The 17,735-nt window shown below is 65.8% G+C and carries 17 protein-coding genes and 1 pseudogene; 12 read left to right on the top strand and 6 right to left on the bottom strand.

All coding sequences use genetic code 11. The features are described 5' to 3' along the window. Window positions 1-11: 11 nt before the first annotated feature. Window positions 12-1,469, bottom strand: coding sequence for a membrane-bound lytic murein transglycosylase MltF (gene mltF, locus PI990_RS25730; protein ID WP_184487525.1), 1,458 nt, complete (start codon window positions 1,467-1,469; stop codon window positions 12-14). Window positions 1,470-1,692: 223 nt separating this feature from the next. Between mltF and purL the strand changes: the two genes are divergently transcribed. From purL to PI990_RS25715, 3 genes are all read left to right on the top strand, one after another. Further along, a complete protein-coding gene (gene purL, locus PI990_RS25725) occupies window positions 1,693-5,589 on the top strand; it encodes a phosphoribosylformylglycinamidine synthase (RefSeq protein ID WP_271658880.1) in 3,897 nt (1,298 codons plus the stop codon). Then, entirely contained in the window at window positions 5,567-5,881 is a 315-nt protein-coding gene (locus PI990_RS25720) for a CDGSH iron-sulfur domain-containing protein (RefSeq protein WP_271658879.1), read from the top strand. The genes purL and PI990_RS25720 overlap by 23 nt, the downstream gene beginning before the upstream one ends. A gap of 214 nt (window positions 5,882-6,095) precedes the next feature. Continuing rightward, on the top strand, window positions 6,096-6,413 hold the full coding sequence (locus tag PI990_RS25715; protein WP_043240153.1) for a Nif3-like dinuclear metal center hexameric protein: 318 nt from the start codon (window positions 6,096-6,098) through the stop codon (window positions 6,411-6,413). A 152-nt stretch (window positions 6,414-6,565) separates the two neighbouring features. Here the strand turns inward: PI990_RS25715 and PI990_RS25710 are convergent, their stop codons facing one another. Both PI990_RS25710 and PI990_RS25705 read right to left on the bottom strand, forming a co-directional pair. Then, a complete protein-coding gene (locus PI990_RS25710) occupies window positions 6,566-7,069 on the bottom strand; it encodes a L,D-transpeptidase family protein (RefSeq protein ID WP_021220802.1) in 504 nt (167 codons plus the stop codon). 40 nt (window positions 7,070-7,109) lie between these two features. Next, complete coding sequence (locus tag PI990_RS25705; RefSeq protein ID WP_043240155.1) at window positions 7,110-7,664, bottom strand: NUDIX hydrolase; 555 nt, start codon at window positions 7,662-7,664, stop codon at window positions 7,110-7,112. Between the two features lie 156 nt (window positions 7,665-7,820). On the opposite strand from PI990_RS25705, the gene PI990_RS25700 reads away from it, so the two are divergent. Genes PI990_RS25700 through PI990_RS25680 form a run of 5 tightly spaced genes read left to right on the top strand, consistent with a single transcriptional unit; the run spans window position 7,821 to window position 11,183 of the window. Beyond that, entirely contained in the window at window positions 7,821-8,423 is a 603-nt protein-coding gene (locus PI990_RS25700; protein ID WP_263400096.1) for a CoA pyrophosphatase, read from the top strand. A 22-nt stretch (window positions 8,424-8,445) separates the two neighbouring features. Then, complete coding sequence (locus PI990_RS25695; protein ID WP_271658878.1) at window positions 8,446-8,970, top strand: gamma carbonic anhydrase family protein; 525 nt, start codon at window positions 8,446-8,448, stop codon at window positions 8,968-8,970. After that, window positions 8,970-9,170 carry a DUF1289 domain-containing protein gene (locus PI990_RS25690; RefSeq protein WP_021220798.1) on the top strand — a complete coding sequence of 67 codons (201 nt, stop codon included), beginning with the start codon at window positions 8,970-8,972 and terminating at the stop codon, window positions 9,168-9,170. Before PI990_RS25695 ends, PI990_RS25690 begins: the two co-directional genes overlap by 1 nt. Window positions 9,171-9,228: 58 nt before the next feature. Further along, the gene (gene purT / locus PI990_RS25685) at window positions 9,229-10,410 is read left to right on the top strand and encodes a formate-dependent phosphoribosylglycinamide formyltransferase (RefSeq protein ID WP_271658877.1); all 1,182 of its coding nucleotides are present in this window, start codon (window positions 9,229-9,231) and stop codon (window positions 10,408-10,410) included. Continuing rightward, window positions 10,407-11,183 carry an SGNH/GDSL hydrolase family protein gene (locus PI990_RS25680; RefSeq protein ID WP_271658876.1) on the top strand — a complete coding sequence of 259 codons (777 nt, stop codon included), beginning with the start codon at window positions 10,407-10,409 and terminating at the stop codon, window positions 11,181-11,183. The genes purT and PI990_RS25680 overlap by 4 nt, the downstream gene beginning before the upstream one ends. Before the next feature lie 18 nt (window positions 11,184-11,201). Here PI990_RS25680 and PI990_RS25675 read toward each other — a convergent pair whose 3' ends face one another. From PI990_RS25675 to PI990_RS25665, 3 genes and pseudogenes are all read right to left on the bottom strand, one after another. Next, window positions 11,202-12,515: an MFS transporter gene (locus PI990_RS25675; protein ID WP_271658875.1), complete on the bottom strand. Its 1,314-nt coding sequence runs from the start codon at window positions 12,513-12,515 to the stop codon at window positions 11,202-11,204. 289 nt (window positions 12,516-12,804) lie between these two features. Next, a pseudogene (locus tag PI990_RS25670) lies at window positions 12,805-13,443 on the bottom strand (transporter associated domain-containing protein); the annotation flags it as partial. Window positions 13,444-13,627: 184 nt separating this feature from the next. Beyond that, window positions 13,628-14,428 carry a cytochrome C assembly family protein gene (locus PI990_RS25665; RefSeq protein ID WP_021220793.1) on the bottom strand — a complete coding sequence of 267 codons (801 nt, stop codon included), beginning with the start codon at window positions 14,426-14,428 and terminating at the stop codon, window positions 13,628-13,630. A gap of 157 nt (window positions 14,429-14,585) precedes the next feature. On the opposite strand from PI990_RS25665, the gene ffh reads away from it, so the two are divergent. The 4 genes from ffh to trmD all read left to right on the top strand — a co-directional run bounded on the left by ffh (window position 14,586) and on the right by trmD (window position 17,716). Continuing rightward, complete coding sequence (gene ffh / locus PI990_RS25660) at window positions 14,586-15,962, top strand: signal recognition particle protein (protein WP_021220792.1); 1,377 nt, start codon at window positions 14,586-14,588, stop codon at window positions 15,960-15,962. A 194-nt stretch (window positions 15,963-16,156) separates the two neighbouring features. Beyond that, window positions 16,157-16,408, top strand: a complete 252-nt coding sequence (gene rpsP / locus PI990_RS25655; RefSeq protein ID WP_021220791.1) for a 30S ribosomal protein S16 — start codon at window positions 16,157-16,159, stop codon at window positions 16,406-16,408. An 8-nt stretch (window positions 16,409-16,416) separates the two neighbouring features. Continuing rightward, on the top strand, window positions 16,417-16,953 hold the full coding sequence (gene rimM, locus PI990_RS25650; RefSeq protein ID WP_021220790.1) for a ribosome maturation factor RimM: 537 nt from the start codon (window positions 16,417-16,419) through the stop codon (window positions 16,951-16,953). Between the two features lie 10 nt (window positions 16,954-16,963). Beyond that, window positions 16,964-17,716: a tRNA (guanosine(37)-N1)-methyltransferase TrmD gene (trmD, locus tag PI990_RS25645; RefSeq protein ID WP_043240177.1), complete on the top strand. Its 753-nt coding sequence runs from the start codon at window positions 16,964-16,966 to the stop codon at window positions 17,714-17,716. The last annotated feature ends 19 nt before the right edge of the window (window positions 17,717-17,735 follow it).

Genomic DNA, 17,735 nt, shown 5'->3' with positions numbered 1-17,735 from the left:
CGCTCGGAGACTCAGAGCGGCGGGGTGTCTTCGCTGGGCTTGCGCTTGTCGATACCCGGGACGTGCAGGTTGCTTTCGGCCACCTGCGAGCCTTCCATCTGCGGCTGGGTCACCCAGGTGAGGATGTCGTAGTAGCGGCGGATGTTCTGCACGAAGTGCACGGTCTCGCCACCGCGGGCATAGCCGTAGCGGGTCTTGCGGTACCACTGCTTCTGCGACAGGCGCGGCAGCATCTGCTTCACGTCCAGCCACTTGTTCGGGTTCAGGCCTTCGGCCTCGGCCAGCTTGCGCGCGTCCCCCAGGTGGGCGATGCCGATGTTGTAGGCGGCCAGGGCGAACCAGGTGCGATCCGGCTCCAGCAGCTCATCGGCCAGCCCCTGCTTGATCATGCCGAAGTACTTGCTGCCGCCGACGATGCTCTGCTTGGGGTCCAGGCGGTTGGCCACGCCCATGGCCTTGGCGGTGTCCTGGGTCAGCATCATCAGGCCGCGCACGCCGGTCTTGGAGGTGGCGGTGGGCTGCCAGAGGGACTCCTGGTAGCCGATGGCGGCCAGCAGGCGCCAGTCCACCTGATTGTCCTGGGAGGCCTGGCGGAAGTGCTGTTCGTATTTGGGCAGGCGCTGCTGCAGGTGCTTGGCGAAGGTGTAGGCGCCGACATAGCCGAGTACGTCGACATGGCCGTAGTAGCGATCCTTGAGGCGCTGCAGGGTGCCGTTTTCCTTGGCCTTGTCGAGGAAGCCGTTGACCTCGCCGAGCAGGCTGTCGTCCTCGCCGGGGGCGACCGCCCAGGCCAGGTTGCTGGCATCGCCCAGGTCGAAGGCGACGCGCACATTGGGGAAGTACACCTGGTTCATCGCCAGTTCGTTGGAGTCCACCAGGGTCAGGTCGATCTGCCCTTCATCGACCATGCGCAGCAGGTCGACGATCTCCACTTCGTCGGATTCTTCGTACTTCAGCTCCGGGTACTGCACCTTCAGCGCGGCCAGTTGTTCGGCGTGGCTGCTGCCCTTGAGCACCAGGATGCGCTGGCCGACCAGGTCTTCCGGGCGGGTGGGGCGACGTTCGCCATTGCGGTAGATGACCTGCGGCGTGACTTCCAGGTACGGATGGGAGAAGCGCGACTCATGCTGGCGTGCGTCGCTGGCCACCAGGCCGGCGGCGGCGAGCACCGGGCCGTTGGCCTGGCCGAGGCGGGCGAAGAGGTCGTCGAGGTTGTCGGCGGTCTCGATCTGAAGCTCGACGCCCAGGTCGTCGGCGAAGCGTTTCACCAGCTCGTACTCGAAGCCGGTTTCGCCATTGCGGTCCTGGAAGTAGGTGGCCGGGCTGTTACGGGTGACCACGCGTAGAACACCCTCCTCCTGAATGCGCTCGAGGGTGGACGGCTGTTTACAGCCTCCGAGCAGCAGGAGGATTCCGGTCGCCAATAGCCAGACGGCACGACGCTTGCGGAACACGGGTGGGGTGAACATCGGCGCAGTATACGCAAACCCCGATCCTTGCCATATCTCGACAGTGGAAATCTTCTCTGCTAGCCGCAGGCCCCCGGGGGAGGGCGTTTGCGGCCGGCGGGCGCTCGCCCTGCCGCTCCTCGGATGGCCGCTTCGAGCGCGACGGCACGGGTGCCGGAATCAGGCGCTTTGCGCTAGAATGCACGGCCTCTAAGCACACCCCTTCCCAGAGGCTGTCCAGAAGATGTTGATCCTGCGCGGTGCCCCCGCCCTTTCCGCTTTTCGCCACGGCAAACTGCTCGAGCAACTGACCCAGAAGGTTCCCGCCGTCACCGGTCTGTATGCCGAGTTCACCCACTTTGCCGAAGTCACCGGCGTGCTCACCGCCGACGAGGAAAAGGTCCTGGCGCGTCTGCTCAAGTACGGCCCCAGCGTCCCGGTGCAGGAGCCTGCGGGCCGCCTGTTCCTGGTCCTGCCGCGCTTCGGCACCATCTCGCCCTGGTCGAGCAAGGCCACCGACATCGCCCGCAACTGCGGCCTGGCCAAGATCGAGCGCATCGAGCGCGGCATCGCCTACTACGTGGCCGGCCAGTTCTCCGATGCCGAGGCGCAGCTGATCGCCAGCGCCCTGCACGACCGCATGACCCAGCTGGTGCTGGGCGCCCTGGAAGAAGCTTCCAGCCTGTTCAGCCACGCGCAGCCCAAGGCGCTGACCGTGGTCGACATCCTCGGCGGTGGCAGCGACGCACTGGCCCGCGCCAACGTCGAGCTGGGCCTGGCCCTGGCCGAAGACGAGATCGACTACCTGGTGAAGAGCTTCAACGAGATGGGGCGCAACCCCCACGACGTCGAGCTGATGATGTTCGCCCAGGCCAACTCCGAGCATTGCCGCCACAAGATCTTCAACGCCAGCTGGGATATCGACGGCCAGGCGCAAGAGAAGAGCCTGTTCGGCATGATCAAGAACACCTACGAGATGAACAGCGAAGGCGTGCTGTCCGCCTACAAGGACAACGCGTCGGTCATCGAGGGCTTCACCGCCGGCCGCTTCTTCCCCAACCCGGATACCCGCCAGTACGGCGCGACCGAGGAAGCGGTGCACATCCTGATGAAGGTGGAAACCCACAACCACCCGACCGCCATCGCGCCCTTCCCTGGTGCCTCCACCGGCTCCGGTGGCGAGATCCGCGACGAAGGCGCTACCGGTCGTGGCGCCAAGCCCAAGGCCGGCCTGACCGGCTTCACCGTTTCCAACCTGCAGATCCCCGGTTTCGAGCAGCCCTGGGAGAAGCCCTACGGCAAGCCCGAGCGCATCGTCACTGCGCTGGACATCATGATCGAAGGCCCTCTGGGCGGCGCCGCGTTCAACAACGAATTCGGCCGCCCCGCGCTGAACGGCTACTTCCGTACCTTCGAGCAGGCCATCGACACCCCCCACGGCGAAGAAGTACGCGGCTACCACAAGCCGATCATGCTCGCAGGCGGCATGGGTAACATCCGCGCCGAGCACGTGCAGAAGGGCGAGATTTCCGTTGGCGCCAAGCTGATCGTCCTCGGCGGCCCGGCCATGCTCATCGGCCTGGGCGGCGGTGCTGCTTCCTCCATGGCCACCGGCTCCAGCTCCGCCGACCTGGACTTCGCGTCCGTCCAGCGCGACAACCCCGAGATGGAGCGTCGCTGCCAGGAAGTGATCGACCGCTGCTGGCAGCTGGGTGCCGAGAACCCCATCAAGTTCATCCACGACGTGGGTGCCGGTGGTATCTCCAACGCCCTGCCGGAACTGATCAACGACGGTGGCCGCGGCGGCCGTTTCGAACTGCGCGCCGTGCCCAACGACGAGCCGGGCATGAGCCCGCTGGAAATCTGGTGCAACGAGTCCCAGGAGCGCTACGTGATGTCGGTGGATGCTGCCGACTTCGAGCGCTTCAAGGCCATCTGCGAACGCGAGCGCTGCCCCTTCGCGGTGGTCGGCGAGGCCATCGAGGAGCCGCACCTGACCGTCGCCGACAGCCACTTCGGCAACAAGCCGGTGGACATGCCGCTCAACGTCCTGCTCGGCAAGCCGCCGCGCATGCACCGCAGCGTCAGCCGCGAAGCCGAGCAGGGCGATGACTTCAACGCCGCCAGCGTCGACATCGCCGATGCCGTGAGCCGTGTGCTGCGTCACCCGGCCGTGGCCAGCAAGAGCTTCCTGATCACCATTGGCGACCGCACCATCACCGGCCTGGTCGCCCGCGACCAGATGGTCGGCCCGTGGCAGGTTCCGGTGGCCGACTGCGCCGTCACCGCCACCAGCTTCGACGTCTACACCGGCGAGGCGATGGCCATGGGCGAGCGCACCCCGCTGGCCCTGCTGGACGCCCCGGCCTCGGGCCGCATGGCGGTCGGCGAGACCGTCACCAACCTGGCCTGTGCCAGCATCGAGAAGATTTCCGATATCCGCCTGTCCGCCAACTGGATGGCCGCTGCCGGCCACCCGGGCGAGGACGCGCGCCTGTACGACACGGTCAAGGCCGTGGGCATGGAGCTGTGCCCGGCGCTGGGCATCACCATTCCGGTGGGCAAGGACTCCATGTCCATGAAGACCCGCTGGCAGGATGAGGGTGTGGACAAGTCCGTCACCTCGCCGCTGTCCCTGGTGATCACCGGCTTCGCCCCGGTGCAGGACATCCGCCGCACCCTCAACCCGCAACTGCGCCTGGACAAGGGCGAGACCGACCTGATCCTGGTCGACCTCGGCCGCGGCCAGAACCGCATGGGCGGCTCCATCCTCGCGCAGACCTTCGCCAAGCTCGGCCAGGCCGTGCCGGACGTCGACGACGCCGAAGACCTCAAGGCCTTCTTCGCCGTGATCCAGGGCCTGAACCAGGACGGCCTGCTGCTGGCCTACCACGACCGTTCCGACGGCGGCCTGCTGACCACCGTGCTGGAAATGGCCTTCGCCGGTCATTGCGGCCTGGACCTGCAACTGGACGCCCTGGCCGATGCCGCCGACGAGCTGCCGGCCGTGCTGTTCAACGAAGAGCTGGGTGCGGTCATCCAGGTCCAGCAGGGCGCCACGCCGGAAGTGCTGGCCCAGTTCAGCGCCGCCGGCCTGGGCGACTGCGTGGCCGTGATCGGCCAGCCGGTCAACGGTGCCGATGTCGCTATTTCCTTCAACGGCGAGCCGGTGTTCGCCGGTGAGCGCCGCCTGCTGCAGCGCCAGTGGGCCGAGACCAGCTACCAGGTCCAGCGCCTGCGTGACAACGCCGCCTGCGCCGACCAGGAGTTCGACGTCCTGCTGGACGAAGACAACCCCGGCCTGTCGGTGAAGCTCAGCTTCGACGTCAACCAGGACATCGCCGCTCCTTATATAAAGAAGGGCGCGCGTCCCCAGGTCGCCGTACTGCGCGAGCAGGGCGTCAACGGCCAGGTGGAGATGGCTGCGGCCTTCGACCGTGCCGGCTTCGCCGCCATCGACGTGCACATGAGCGACATCCTCGCCGGCCGCGTCAGCCTGGAAGAGTTCAAGGGCCTGGTGGCCTGCGGTGGCTTCTCCTACGGTGACGTGCTCGGCGCCGGTGAGGGCTGGGCCAAGTCGGTGCTGTTCAATGCCCGTGCCCGTGATGGATTCCAGGCCTTCTTCGAGCGCAAGGACAGCTTCGCCCTCGGCGTGTGCAACGGTTGCCAGATGATGTCCAACCTGCACGAGCTGATCCCCGGCAGCGAGTTCTGGCCGCACTTCGTGCGCAACCGCTCCGAGCAGTTCGAGGCCCGCGTGGCCATGGTCCAGGTGCAGGAGTCGGCGTCGATCTTCCTGCGTGGCATGGCCGGTTCGCGCATGCCCATCGCCATCGCCCACGGCGAAGGCCATGCCGAGTTCGAAAGCGAGGAAGCCCTGCTGGAAGCCGATCTGTCCGGTTGCGTGGCCATGCGCTTCGTCGACAACCACGGCAAGGTCACCGAAGGCTACCCGGCCAACCCGAACGGCTCGCCCCGTGGCATCACCGGCCTCACCAGCCGCGATGGTCGCGTGACCATCATGATGCCGCACCCGGAGCGCGTGTTCCGTGCCGTACAGAACTCCTGGCGCCCCGACGAGTGGCAGGAAGACGGCGGCTGGCTGCGCATGTTCCGCAATGCCCGCGTCTGGGTCGACTGACGACGCCGGCGAGCGCCCTCTCTCCACCACGGAGGAGGGCGCGTCGCTACCCGAGGTGCGCCGGGTCGAGTCCGGCGCCACTCTGCTGCTGTGCCGCTGCGGGCATTCGCCCCGGCTTCCCGATTGCCCTTCCGACTGCCGACAGGGCCTCTCGCTTCACATCGAACGCCAGCAATTGCTCATCCTCTGCCGCTGTGGCCTCTCCCGACGCCTGCCGTACTGCGATGGCAGCCACGCCCCTGCTGCGCCTTCGCTGAAGGACAAGTGGCGGCGGTTCTGGCAGGGCGACTGATCGCCCACACGGCTCGCATCCCCACCGCAAAGCACCCCGCACGAGAGCGGCCTTATGGCCAACGGCTCTATCCCTGCGCTGAACACTTTGACCGGCGGTCAGTCGAATGCCGGTATCGTGACGCTGGTCGCGACAAAGTATTGGCGAATTGCCATCGTCCGGTGGCATCATCTGGCCACTAGCGTCCAGCCTGTAATTGCCTACGGAGTAATTGATGTACAAGCTGTGCTTCTACGTTCCGGAATCCCATCTGGAGCCGGTCAAGAAAGCGGTCTTCTCGGCGGGGGGCGGCCGCATCGGCGCCTATGACAGTTGCTGCTGGCAAAGCCTGGGGCAGGGCCAGTTCCGCCCACTGGCCGAAGCCGATCCCTTTATCGGCCAGGCCGGCCGGGTTGAGCATGTATCCGAATGGAAGGTTGAGATGGTGGTGGCCGACGAGCTGATCCACGATGCCGTGCGCGCCCTCAAGCAGGCCCACCCCTACGAGACGCCGGCCTATGAGGTCTGGCGCCTGTCCGACCTGGTGTTCTGACTTCGGTACCGGGTTGCCGCCCGGCCTTTGTAGGGTGGGTAGAGCGCAGCGAAACCCACCGTCTTGGCGCTGTGGCTCGTTCGGCGTGTGCGGGACATTGCCAATAAAAAAGGCGCCTCAGGGCGCCTTTTCACGCCTGTCGCTCCGCTCCCTCAGGGGCGGATCTCGATCAGCGTGCCGTCCTTCACCAGGCTCCAGATTTCGCGCATGTCGGCGTTCTTCATGGCGATGCAGCCCTCGGTCCAGTCCAGGGTGTGGAAGTACCACTCGGGGTATTCCTCATCCAGAGGCGTGCCGTGGATCATGATCATGCCGCCGGCGGGTACACCCTTGTCACGGGCCTGCAGGGAGTCGCGGGCGTTGGGGTAGGAGATGTGCATGGCCAGGTTGTACTTGTCGCTGGTCTTGCGCCAGTCGATCCAGTAGAAGCCTTCCGGCGTGCGCTGGTCGCCCTCGCGCAGCTTCGGCCCCTTGGGCTGCTTGCCCAGGGAGATGCGGTAGCTCTTGAGGATGTTGCCGCGGTTCATGAGCAGCAGCTTGCGCTCGGACTTGACCACCAGCACCTTGTCGATGCCCTTGCCTTCGAGGCTGGGGGCGGCGCTGGCGTGGGACAGGGAGGTAAAGCAAAGGATCAAGGCAACGAGCAACCAGCGCATTTCTACAGCATCCCCAGAGTGTTCGAATTCGGCAGTACGGTCAGGCTTTCTTGTAGTAGGCCAGTAAGGGCGCCAATGGCTCGTTGCGGACCGGATAGACCTGCTCGACACGGTCGGCGAAGTAGCATTCTAAGGTACGCCCGACAGTCGGAAAAGCCAGCTCGGACCAAGGGATGTCGGCTTCGTCGAAGAGTTTCACTTCCAGGCTTTCCTCGCCGGCCGAGAAGTCCAGGTCCTCCAGTTCAGCGAGGAAGAAGGTGTACACCTGGCTGATGTGCGGCAGGTCGAACAGGGTATAGAGCTGCAGGTTGCGCACCCGCGCGCAGGCCTCCTCGGCGGTCTCGCGGGCGGCGGCCTGTTCCATGGTCTCGCCGTTCTCCATGAAGCCGGCGGGCAGTGTCCAGTAGCCCTTGCGCGGTTCGATGGCGCGGCGGCACAGCAGCACCTGCTTGCCCCAGACCGGTACGCAGCCGGCGACGATGCGCGGGTTCAGGTAGTGAATGGTGTGGCATAGCCCACAGACATGGCGCAGGCGGTTGTCGCCTTCGGGGATGCGCTGGATCACGGGGCCGCCGCACTGGCTGCAGAACTTCATCGGGAATCCTCGGGGTCGAGGGCGCAATCTTGGCGCGGCTCGTGCCTCGACGGCAAGCGGGACGGGGGCTGCGCTTGCCTCGAACGTCGGTTCGGGGGTTGGGTGGCCTGCGGGTTCGTGCCATGATGCCCGGCAGAATAAAAGCCGAGACTGTCCATGTTGGATGACCTGCACCGCCGTGTGCGGAGCTACTCCCCGAAGACGCTGGTGACCGACCGCACGTTCCCCGAGGCGGCGGTACTGGTGCCCATCACCCGCAGCGCCGAACCCGAGCTGGTGCTCACCCTGCGCGCCAGCGGCCTGTCCACCCACGGAGGCGAAGTGGCCTTCCCTGGTGGCCGACGCGACCCCGAGGACCGCGACCTGATCCACACCGCCTTGCGCGAGGCGGAGGAGGAGATCGGCCTGCCGCCTGGCCTGGTCGAGGTGATCGGCCCGCTCAGTACCCTGGTCTCGCGCCATGGCATCCAGGTCACGCCCTATGTCGGCTTCGTGCCCGACTACGTGGAGTACAAGGCCAACGACGGCGAGATCGATTCGGTCTTCAGCGTGCCCCTGGAGTTCTTCCGCAGCGACCCCCGCGAGATGACCCACCGCATCGACTACCTCGGCCAGAGCTGGTACGTGCCCAGCTACCAGTTCGGCCAGTACAAGATCTGGGGCCTCACCGCGATCATGGTGGTGGAGCTGGTCAACCTGGTCTTCGATGCCGGCATCGAGATGCGCGAGCCGCCGGCCACCTTCGTCAAACTCAACTGAGCCCCGTTTCGAGGAGCGCCTGATGAAATACCGCCTGGGCAACGCCCGTGTCGAAACCCATCCCGACAGCTGGATCGCCCCCGACGCGGCGGTGATCGGCAAGGTCCGCCTGGACGCCGGCGCCAGCGTCTGGTTCGGCGCCGTGCTGCGCGGCGATAACGAACTCATCCATATCGGCGAGAACAGCAATGTGCAGGACGGCACCGTCATGCACACCGACATGGGCTTCCCGCTGAACATCGGCAAGGGCGTGACCATCGGCCACAACGCCATGCTCCATGGCTGCACGGTCGGCGACTACAGCCTCATCGGCATCAATGCCGTGATCCTCAACGGCGCCAAAATCGGCAATTACTGCATCATCGGCGCCAATGCCCTGATCCCCGAAGGCAAGGAAATTCCCGATGGCTCGCTGGTCATGGGTTCGCCCGGTAAAATAGTTCGCGAGCTGACCGAGCAGCAGAAGAAGATGCTCGAGGGCAGCGCCGCGCACTACGTGCACAACGCCCAGCGTTATGCACGGGAACTGGTCGAACAGGAAGATTGATGGAACGTGAACGCCCCGTCGCCTCGCCCTGCGTGCATGTCTGCGCGCTGGACGATGACGATATCTGCACCGGCTGCCAGCGCAGCGTCGACGAGATCACCCGCTGGGGACGCATGGACAACGCCGAGCGCCGCGAGGTGCTGGTGCGCTGCATGGAGCGTGCACGGGCCGGTGGCCAGTTCCTGATCCAGCCCCACTGAAGCGGCGGCACCTGCCCGCCGCCCGAGCGAATACCTTTCATCTTTCGAGGAAACACCGATGCCCCGTATTGGAACCCCGCTGTCGCTGAGCGCGACCCGTGTACTGCTTTGCGGCTCTGGCGAGCTGGGCAAGGAAGTGGTGATCGAGCTGCAGCGCCTGGGCGTCGAAGTGATCGCCGTCGACCGCTACGAGAACGCGCCGGCCATGCAGGTCGCCCATCGCAGCCACGTCATCAGCATGCTCGACGGCGAGGCCCTGCGCCGCGTCATCGAGCTGGAGAAGCCGCACTACATCGTGCCGGAGATCGAAGCCATCGCCACCGCCACCCTGGTGGAGCTGGAGGCCGAAGGCTACACCGTGATCCCCACCGCGCGCGCCGCGCAGCTGACCATGAACCGCGAGGGCATCCGTCGCCTGGCGGCCGAGGAGCTGGGCCTGCCCACCTCGCCGTACCACTTCGCCGACACCTTCGAGGATTACTGCGCCGGCGTCGCCAGCGTCGGCTACCCCTGCGTGGTGAAGCCGATCATGAGCTCCTCCGGCAAGGGCCAGTCGGTACTCAAGAGCGATGACGACCTGCAATACGCCTGGGATTACGCCCAGGAAGGCGGCCGCGCCGGCAAGGGCCGCGTGATCGTCGAGGGCTTCATCGACTTCGAATACGAAATCACCCTGCTCACCGTGCGCCATGTCGGCGGCACCACCTTCTGCGCGCCCATCGGCCACCGCCAGGTGAAGGGCGACTACCACGAATCCTGGCAGCCCCAGGCGATGAGCCCCAAGGCCCTGGCCGAGTCCGAGCGCGTGGCCAAGGCCGTGACCGAGGCCCTGGGCGGCCGTGGCCTGTTCGGCGTCGAGCTGTTCGTCAAAGGCGACGAGGTGTGGTTCAGCGAAGTGTCGCCGCGCCCCCATGACACCGGCCTGGTCACCCTGATTTCCCAGGAGCTGTCCGAGTTCGCCCTGCATGCCCGCGCCATCCTCGGCCTGCCGATCCCGGTGATCCGCCAGTCCGGCCCGTCCGCCTCGGCGGTGATCCTGGTGGAAGGCAAGTCCACCGAGATGAGCTTCGGCAACCTCTCTGCGGCCCTGGCCGAGCCGGACACCGCGCTGCGCCTGTTCGGCAAGCCGGCGGTGGATGGCCAGCGTCGCCTCGGCGTGGCCCTGGCTCGCGACGAGTCCACCGACCTGGCCCGTGCCAAGGCGACCCGCGCGGCCCAGGCCGTCGACGTCAAGCTGTGAGCCGAGGGGCCGGGCTGCTCTGGTGGGCATCGGCGCTTGCGCTGATGCCCCTGGTGCTGCCCCAGGCCCTGTACACCAAGCGCACCGCCCTGCGCCTGGCCCCTGCCGCCGGCCCTGATCAGGGGCTGGCGGGAGCGGAATTCGCGGGCGAGCCCCTGCGCATCCTCCTGATCGGCGAATCCACGGTCGCTGGTGTCGGTGTCTCCTGCCTGCAACTGGCCTTGCCGGGGCAACTGGCGGCGGCGCTTTCCCGGCAGTTGCAGCGCCCCGTTGCCTGGCGCGCCTGTGGCGAGAACGGCATCACCGCGAGCGAGGCCTGTGAGCGCCTGTTGCCACAGGTTCAGGACGAACCGGTGGACCTGGCGCTGCTGGTCTTCGGTGTCAACGACACCACCCATTTCAGTTCCACTGTTGCCTGGCGTGAATCCCTGCGGCGGCTGGCCGCCCCCTTCATGGCGCGGGGCGTCGAGGTGGTGTTCGCCGCCGTTCCCCCCTTGCAGCACTTCAGTGCCTTGCCCTGGTTGCTGCGCCGCCTGCTGGGCTGGCGTGCGCGCTTGCTCGACATGCAGGTGCGGGCATTGGCCGACGAGCTGGGGGCCGAGCACTGCGCGGCGAGCATCGCCATGCAGGCCGACTACCTGGCGCTGGACGGTTATCACCCGTCACAGCTGGGGTGTTCGGTCTGGGGCGGCTTGCTGGCGGAGTGGATCGTGCGGGCGGGGAGGGTGGCGCCGGCTGCCAGCCGCCTCGTCGAAGAGACGGCTGGAGCCTGACGCCCAAGGGGCGAGGTCTTAGCGCACTGTGCCCAGGTCGTCGTCGCGGGTTTCCTTGAGGCAGAGCACCGCCAGCAGGCTGAGTGCCGCCGCCACCGATACGTAGCCACCGACCCAGGACAGGCCACCCATGGCCACCAGCTTCTGGGCGAAGAAGGGCGCCACCGAGGCGCCGACGATGCCGCCGAGGTTATAGGCCGCCGAGGCGCCGGTGTAGCGCACGTGGGTGGGGAACAGCTCTGGCAGCAGTGCGCCCATGGGGGCGAAGGTCACGCCCATGAGGAACAGTTCGATGCTGAGGAACAGGGTGACCGAGAGGGTCGAGCCCTGGGTCAGCAGCGGCTGCATGGCGAAGCCGGAGAGGATCGCCAGCGTACAGCCCACGATCAGCACCGGTTTGCGCCCGTAGCGGTCGCTGAGCCAGGCCGACAGCGGGGTCGCCGCCGCCATGAACAGCACGGCGAAGCACAGCATGCCGAGGAAGCTCTCGCGGCTGTAGCCGAGGCTGCCTACACCGTGGCTGAGGGAGAACACGGTGGAGATGTAGAACAGCGCGTAGCACACCACCATCGCCAGGGCGCCGAGGACGATCGGGCGCCAGTGGCTGCCGAAGGCTTCGAGCACCGGCATCTTCACCCGCTCGTGCTGGGCCATGGCCTTGGCGAAGACCGGTGTCTCCTCCAGCTTCAGGCGCACGTAGAGGCCGACCATCACCAGCGCGGCGCTGAGCAGGAAGGGGATGCGCCAGCCCCAGGCGCGGAACTGCTCGTCGCTCAGGCACAGGGCCAGGGTGAGGAACAGGCCGTTGGCGGCGAGGAAGCCGATGGACGGGCCGAGCTGGGGGAACATGCCGAACCAGGCGCGCTTGCCGGGTGGGGCGTTCTCGGTGGCCAGCAATGCCGCGCCACCCCACTCGCCGCCGAGGCCCAGGCCCTGGCCGAAGCGCAGGAGGCACAGCAGGATCGGCGCCCAGGCACCGATGGTGTCGTAGCCGGGCAACACGCCGATCAGGGTGGTGGAAGCGCCCATCAGCAGCAGCGAAGCGACCAGGGTGGATTTGCGCCCGATGCGGTCGCCGAAGTGGCCGAACAGCGCCGAGCCCAGCGGTCGGGCGAGGAAGGCGATGCCGAAGGTGAGGAAGGCCGAGAGCATCTGCGCGGTGCCGGAGGTCTGCGGGAAGAACACCGGGCCTATCACCAGGGCGGCGGCCGTGGCGTAGATGTAGAAGTCGTAGAACTCGATGGCGGTGCCGATGAAGCTGGCGGTGGCGACGCGGGCCGGCGAGTTGGCCGGTGTCGTGTTCGCAGCGTCGCTCAAGGTGGCGGTGGTCATCAGTGGATCCCCTGTCAGTCGTCGCGGCCATCACGGCCCGACGGAATCTCATGGCTGTCGTGTTGTGCTGAGGGAAGGGGATGATGCGGCGGGTCGCCGGACCAGGGGCCTTGCTGGCTGCGAACGGGCCTGTGGGGCCGTGGCAGGTGGTTCTCAGGCGGCCAGGCGGGCTGGCCGATGGCGCGTGGGCGGATAGCCGCGGCGGCCGAGGGGGCTGGGTAAGCCCGCGAGGATTATAGAAAGCGGCGGAAAACCACGGCAAGGGACCTCGACCAAGGTCGCAGAGGTGTCAGGCGCGCCAGGCCAGTACGCGCTGTACGCGGTTCTCGCCGGACTGGAGGATCTCCAGGCGGTAGGGGCCGATCTTCAGGCACACGCTGGTGTCGGGAATCTGCTCCAGGGCCTCGGTGATCAGGCCGTTGAGGGTCTTCGGCCCTTCGCAGGGCAGGTGCCAGCCAAGCACGCGGTTGAGTTCGCGCAGGTGCAGGGAGCCGTCCAGCTCGAAGCGGCCGTCTTCCTGGGGCTGGATCGCCGGGTTGGGGGCGAGGTCGTCGAGGCTGCCGAATTCGCCGATCAGTTCCTGGAAGATGTCTTCCAGGCTGACCAGGCCGATCACGTCGCCATACTCGTCGACGACGATGCCGACCCGGCGCTGTTCCTTCTGGAAGTTCACCAGCTGGGTGAGCAGCGGGGTGCTTTCCGGCACGAAGTAGGTTTCGCGGCAGGCCGCCAGCAGGTCTTCGGCGCTGACGCCATCCTGGGGCAGCAGGCGGGCGACCTGGCGGATGTGCAGGATGCCTTCGATCTGGTTGATGTCTTCGCGGTACACCGGCAGGCGCGTATGGGTGGCGGTGCGCAGCTGTTCGAGGATGCGTTCTGGCGACTGGCTGACGTCGATGCCCTGGATCTCGCTGCGCGGAATCATGATCGCGGCGATGGACACGCGCTGCAGGGCTTCGGTGAGCGAGGAGGGCAGGCGCGGCGTCGCTTCGGGCTCCACCTGCACCGGGGCACGACGTCGACGGGAGAGGCTCCAGGCCAGCACGGAGCCGGCGAGGGATGCGAGCAGCAGGCCGAGCAGCAGCCCGGCGATCAATCCGTCGATGGGCATCTCAGATATGCAGGATGAATTCGCGGACCAGCTTGCTACCGAAGTAGGCAAGCATCAGCAGGCAGAAGCCCGCCAGGGTCCAGCGGATGGCCTTGTGCCCGCGCCAGCCGAGCTGGTGGCGGCCCCACAGCAGTACGGCGAACACCACCCAGGCGATGCACGACAGGATGGTCTTGTGCGCCAGGTGCTGGGCGAACAGGTTGTCGACGAACAGCCAGCCGGAGAGCAACGACAGCGACAGCAGGGACCAGCCGGCCCAGAGGAAGCCGAACAGCAGGCTCTCCATGGTTTGCAGTGCCGGAAAGTTGCGGATCAGTCCCGAGGGGTGCTTGTGCTTGAGCTGGTGGTCCTGGAGCAGCAGCAGCAGCGACTGGAACACGGCGATGGTGAGCATGCCGTAGGCCAGGATCGACAGCAGGATATGCGCCAGGATGCCTGGCTCCTCGTCGATCGCCTGCACCGTCCCGGAGGGGGCGAAGGCGGCCAGCAGGACGGTCAGCATTCCCAGTGGCAACAGCAGCAGGAGCAGGTTCTCCACCGGTATCCGGGCAATGGCCAGCAGTGTGAGGAAGATCACGGCTGCGGCAATCAGGCTGGCGGCGTTGAAGAAGTCGAGGGTCAGGCCCACCGGGGTGATCAGCTGGATATAAAGGCTGAGCGCATGGGCGACGAGTGCCAGGGAGCCGACCAGAACCAGCAGGCGCTTGTCCGGCGTGGTGCGCTGGCGAAGGCGCAGGCCCTGGTAGGTGGTGGCGCCGGCATAAAGGAAGGCAGCCAGGAGGCTGGGCAGCAGAGGGTGCATAAGTCCTTGTAAGGCAAGCCCGAAAGGCGCTGAGTTTGGCACAGATGAGGGGGCTCACGAAAGACCGCAGGCGGTGTCGGCGCTGGCGACACTTCGCTATAATCCGCCGCTTGCCGCAAGCTCACCCTCGGTTCGGACGAACCTGAAAGGAACGTGCATGTTCGAAAATCTTACAGACCGCCTCTCGCAGACGCTGCGCCATGTCACCGGCAAGGCCAAGCTGACCGAGGACAACATCAAGGACACCCTGCGTGAAGTGCGCATGGCCCTGCTCGAGGCCGACGTGGCCTTGCCCGTGGTCAAGGACTTCGTCAACAAGGTCAAGGAACGCGCCGTCGGTACCGAGGTATCGAAGAGCCTGACGCCGGGCCAGGCGTTCGTGAAGATCGTCCAGGCCGAGCTGATCGAGCTGATGGGCGTGGCCAACGAAGACCTGTCCCTGGCTGCCGCCCCGCCCGCCGTGGTGCTGATGGCCGGCCTGCAGGGTGCGGGCAAGACCACCACCGTCGGCAAGCTCGCGCGCTTCCTCAAGGAGCGCAAGAAGAAGTCCGTGCTGGTGGTGTCGGCCGACGTCTACCGCCCGGCGGCGATCAAGCAGCTGGAAACCCTGGCCGCCGATATCGGCGTGACCTTCTTCCCCTCCGACATCAGCCAGAAGCCGGTGGACATCGCCGAGGCCGCGATCCGCGAAGCCAAGCTGAAGTTCATCGACGTGGTGCTGGTGGACACCGCCGGCCGCCTGCACATCGACGGCGAGATGATGGCCGAGATCCAGGCGCTGCACGCGGCGATCAAGCCGGTGGAAACCCTGTTCGTGGTCGACGCCATGACCGGCCAGGACGCAGCCAACACCGCCAAGGCCTTCGGTGAAGCGCTGCCGCTCACCGGTGTGGTGCTGACCAAGGTCGACGGTGACGCCCGTGGCGGTGCCGCGCTCTCCGTGCGTGCCATCACCGGCAAGCCGATCAAGTTCCTCGGCATGGGCGAGAAGAGCGAAGCGCTCGATCCCTTCCACCCGGACCGCATCGCCTCGCGCATCCTCGGCATGGGTGACGTGCTCAGCCTGATCGAGCAGGCCGAGCAGGGCATGGACCGCGAGAAGGCCGAGAAGCTCGCGAAGAAGATCAAGAAGGGCAAGGGCTTCGACCTCGAAGATTTCCGCGACCAATTGCAGCAGATGAAGAACATGGGCGGCCTCGGCGGCCTCATGGACAAGCTGCCCATGCTCGGTGGCGTCAACCTCGCGCAGATGGGCAATGCCCAGGGCGCGGCGGAGAAGCAGTTCAAGCAGATGGAAGCGATCATCAACTCGATGACGCCGCTGGAGCGCCGCGACCCTGAAGTCATCAGTGGCTCGCGCAAGCGCCGTATCGCCCTCGGCTCCGGCACCCAGGTGCAGGACGTCGGCCGGCTGATCAAACAGCACAAGCAGATGCAGAAGATGATGAAGAAGGTCACCGCCAAGGGTGGCATGGCCAAGATGATGCGCGGCATGGGCGGCATGTTCCCCGGCGGCGGCATGCCGAAGATGTAAGTGAAAGCGCTGCAAGCGATCAGTTGCCGGGCCTCCGGCAGCTTGAAATCTGCGGCTTGCAGCGACCACCGACAGGTGGCTGGTAAAAGAGATTTGCAATCGGCCGCATAATCCTTAGAATATGCGGCCTTTCGGGCCCATGGCCCATGTGTGTGCACAGCTTGAAAAGCACCGACCTATAGGAACGAAGTTCAATGGTAACCATCCGTCTTGCTCGTGGCGGCTCCAAGAAGCGCCCCTTCTACCACCTGACCGTGACCAACAGCCGCAATGCGCGCGACGGTCGCTTTGTTGAGCGTATCGGTTTCTTCAACCCGGTCGCCTCGGGTGCCGAAGTGAAGCTCTCCGTGAATCAAGAGCGCGCCACCTACTGGCTGAGCCAGGGCGCCCAGCCGTCTGAGCGCGTTGCTCAGCTGCTGAAGGAAGCTGCCAAGGCTGCTGCCTAAGCAACTTTATGAGCACGACGCCGGCACAGGCCGAGGACCTCATCGTTCTTGGCAAGATCTTTTCGGTGCATGGCGTACGGGGCGAGGTGAAGGTGTATTCCTTTACCGATCCGCTGGATAACGTGCTCGATTACCGCCGTTGGACGCTTAAGCGCGACAACGAGGTAAAGCAGGTCGAAGTGGCCAGTGGACGCTTGCACGGCAAGGTCCTGGTAGCAAAGCTGAAGGGTCTCGATGATCGCGAAGTCGCTCGTACTTTCGCGGGCTTCGACATTTGCGTGCCCCGCAGCGAGCTGCCGGAACTCGAAGGTGACGAGTACTACTGGCATCAGTTGGAAGGTCTCAAGGTCATCGACCAGCAGGAGCAATTGCTCGGCGTCGTCGATCATCTGCTGGAGACCGGCGCCAACGACGTGATGGTGGTCAAGCCCTGCCCCGGCAGCCTCGATGACCGTGAGCGCCTGTTGCCCTATACGGCGCAATGCGTGCTGACGATCGACCTGGAAACAGGCGAGATGCGGGTGGATTGGGACGCTGACTTCTGAGTTGCATGACATGAAAAGCATGCAGGTCGAGGTCATCAGCATCTTTCCGGAGATGTTCGCCGCCATCAGCGAATACGGCATTACCAGCCGAGCGGTAAAGCAGGGTCTGCTCAAGCTGACCTGCTGGAACCCGCGGACCTTCACCGAGGACCGCCACCAGACGGTGGACGATCGGCCCTTCGGCGGCGGCCCAGGCATGGTGATGAAGATACAGCCCCTGGAGCGGGCCCTGGCAGCAGCCAAGGCGTCGGCCGGGGAGCAGGCGAAGGTGATCTACCTTTCGCCGCAGGGCCGCCAGCTCAAGCAGGAGGCCGTGCGCGAACTGGTGCAATCGGAATCCATGATTCTGATCGCCGGTCGCTACGAAGGTATCGACGAGCGCTTCATCGAAGAGCACGTCGACGAAGAATGGTCGATTGGCGACTACGTATTGTCCGGCGGTGAGCTGCCGGCAATGGTGCTGATCGACGCGGTGACGCGGTTGTTGCCCGGTGCACTGGGCCATGCGGACTCCGCAGAGGAAGACTCGTTCACGGACGGCCTCCTCGATTGCCCGCACTACACCCGGCCTGAGGTGTACGCGGACAAGCGTGTTCCTGATGTGTTGCTTAGTGGCAACCACGAACACATCCGGCGTTGGCGTTTGCAGCAGTCCCTTGGTCGGACCTGGGAACGTCGTGCCGATCTTCTGGATAGCCGCTCGCTTTCTGGAGAAGAGAAGAAGCTGTTGGCGGAATACATCCGTCAGCGGGACGATAGTTAACGTATCGATGGCAGGCCGG

The sequence above is a fragment of the Pseudomonas sp. TUM22785 genome, from assembly GCF_028198105.1.
Classification (GTDB): Bacteria; Pseudomonadota; Gammaproteobacteria; order Pseudomonadales; family Pseudomonadaceae; genus Metapseudomonas; species Metapseudomonas solani.
The sequence above is the reverse complement of the archived record's forward strand: the minus strand, read 5'-3'. Positions and strand labels throughout refer to the sequence as shown.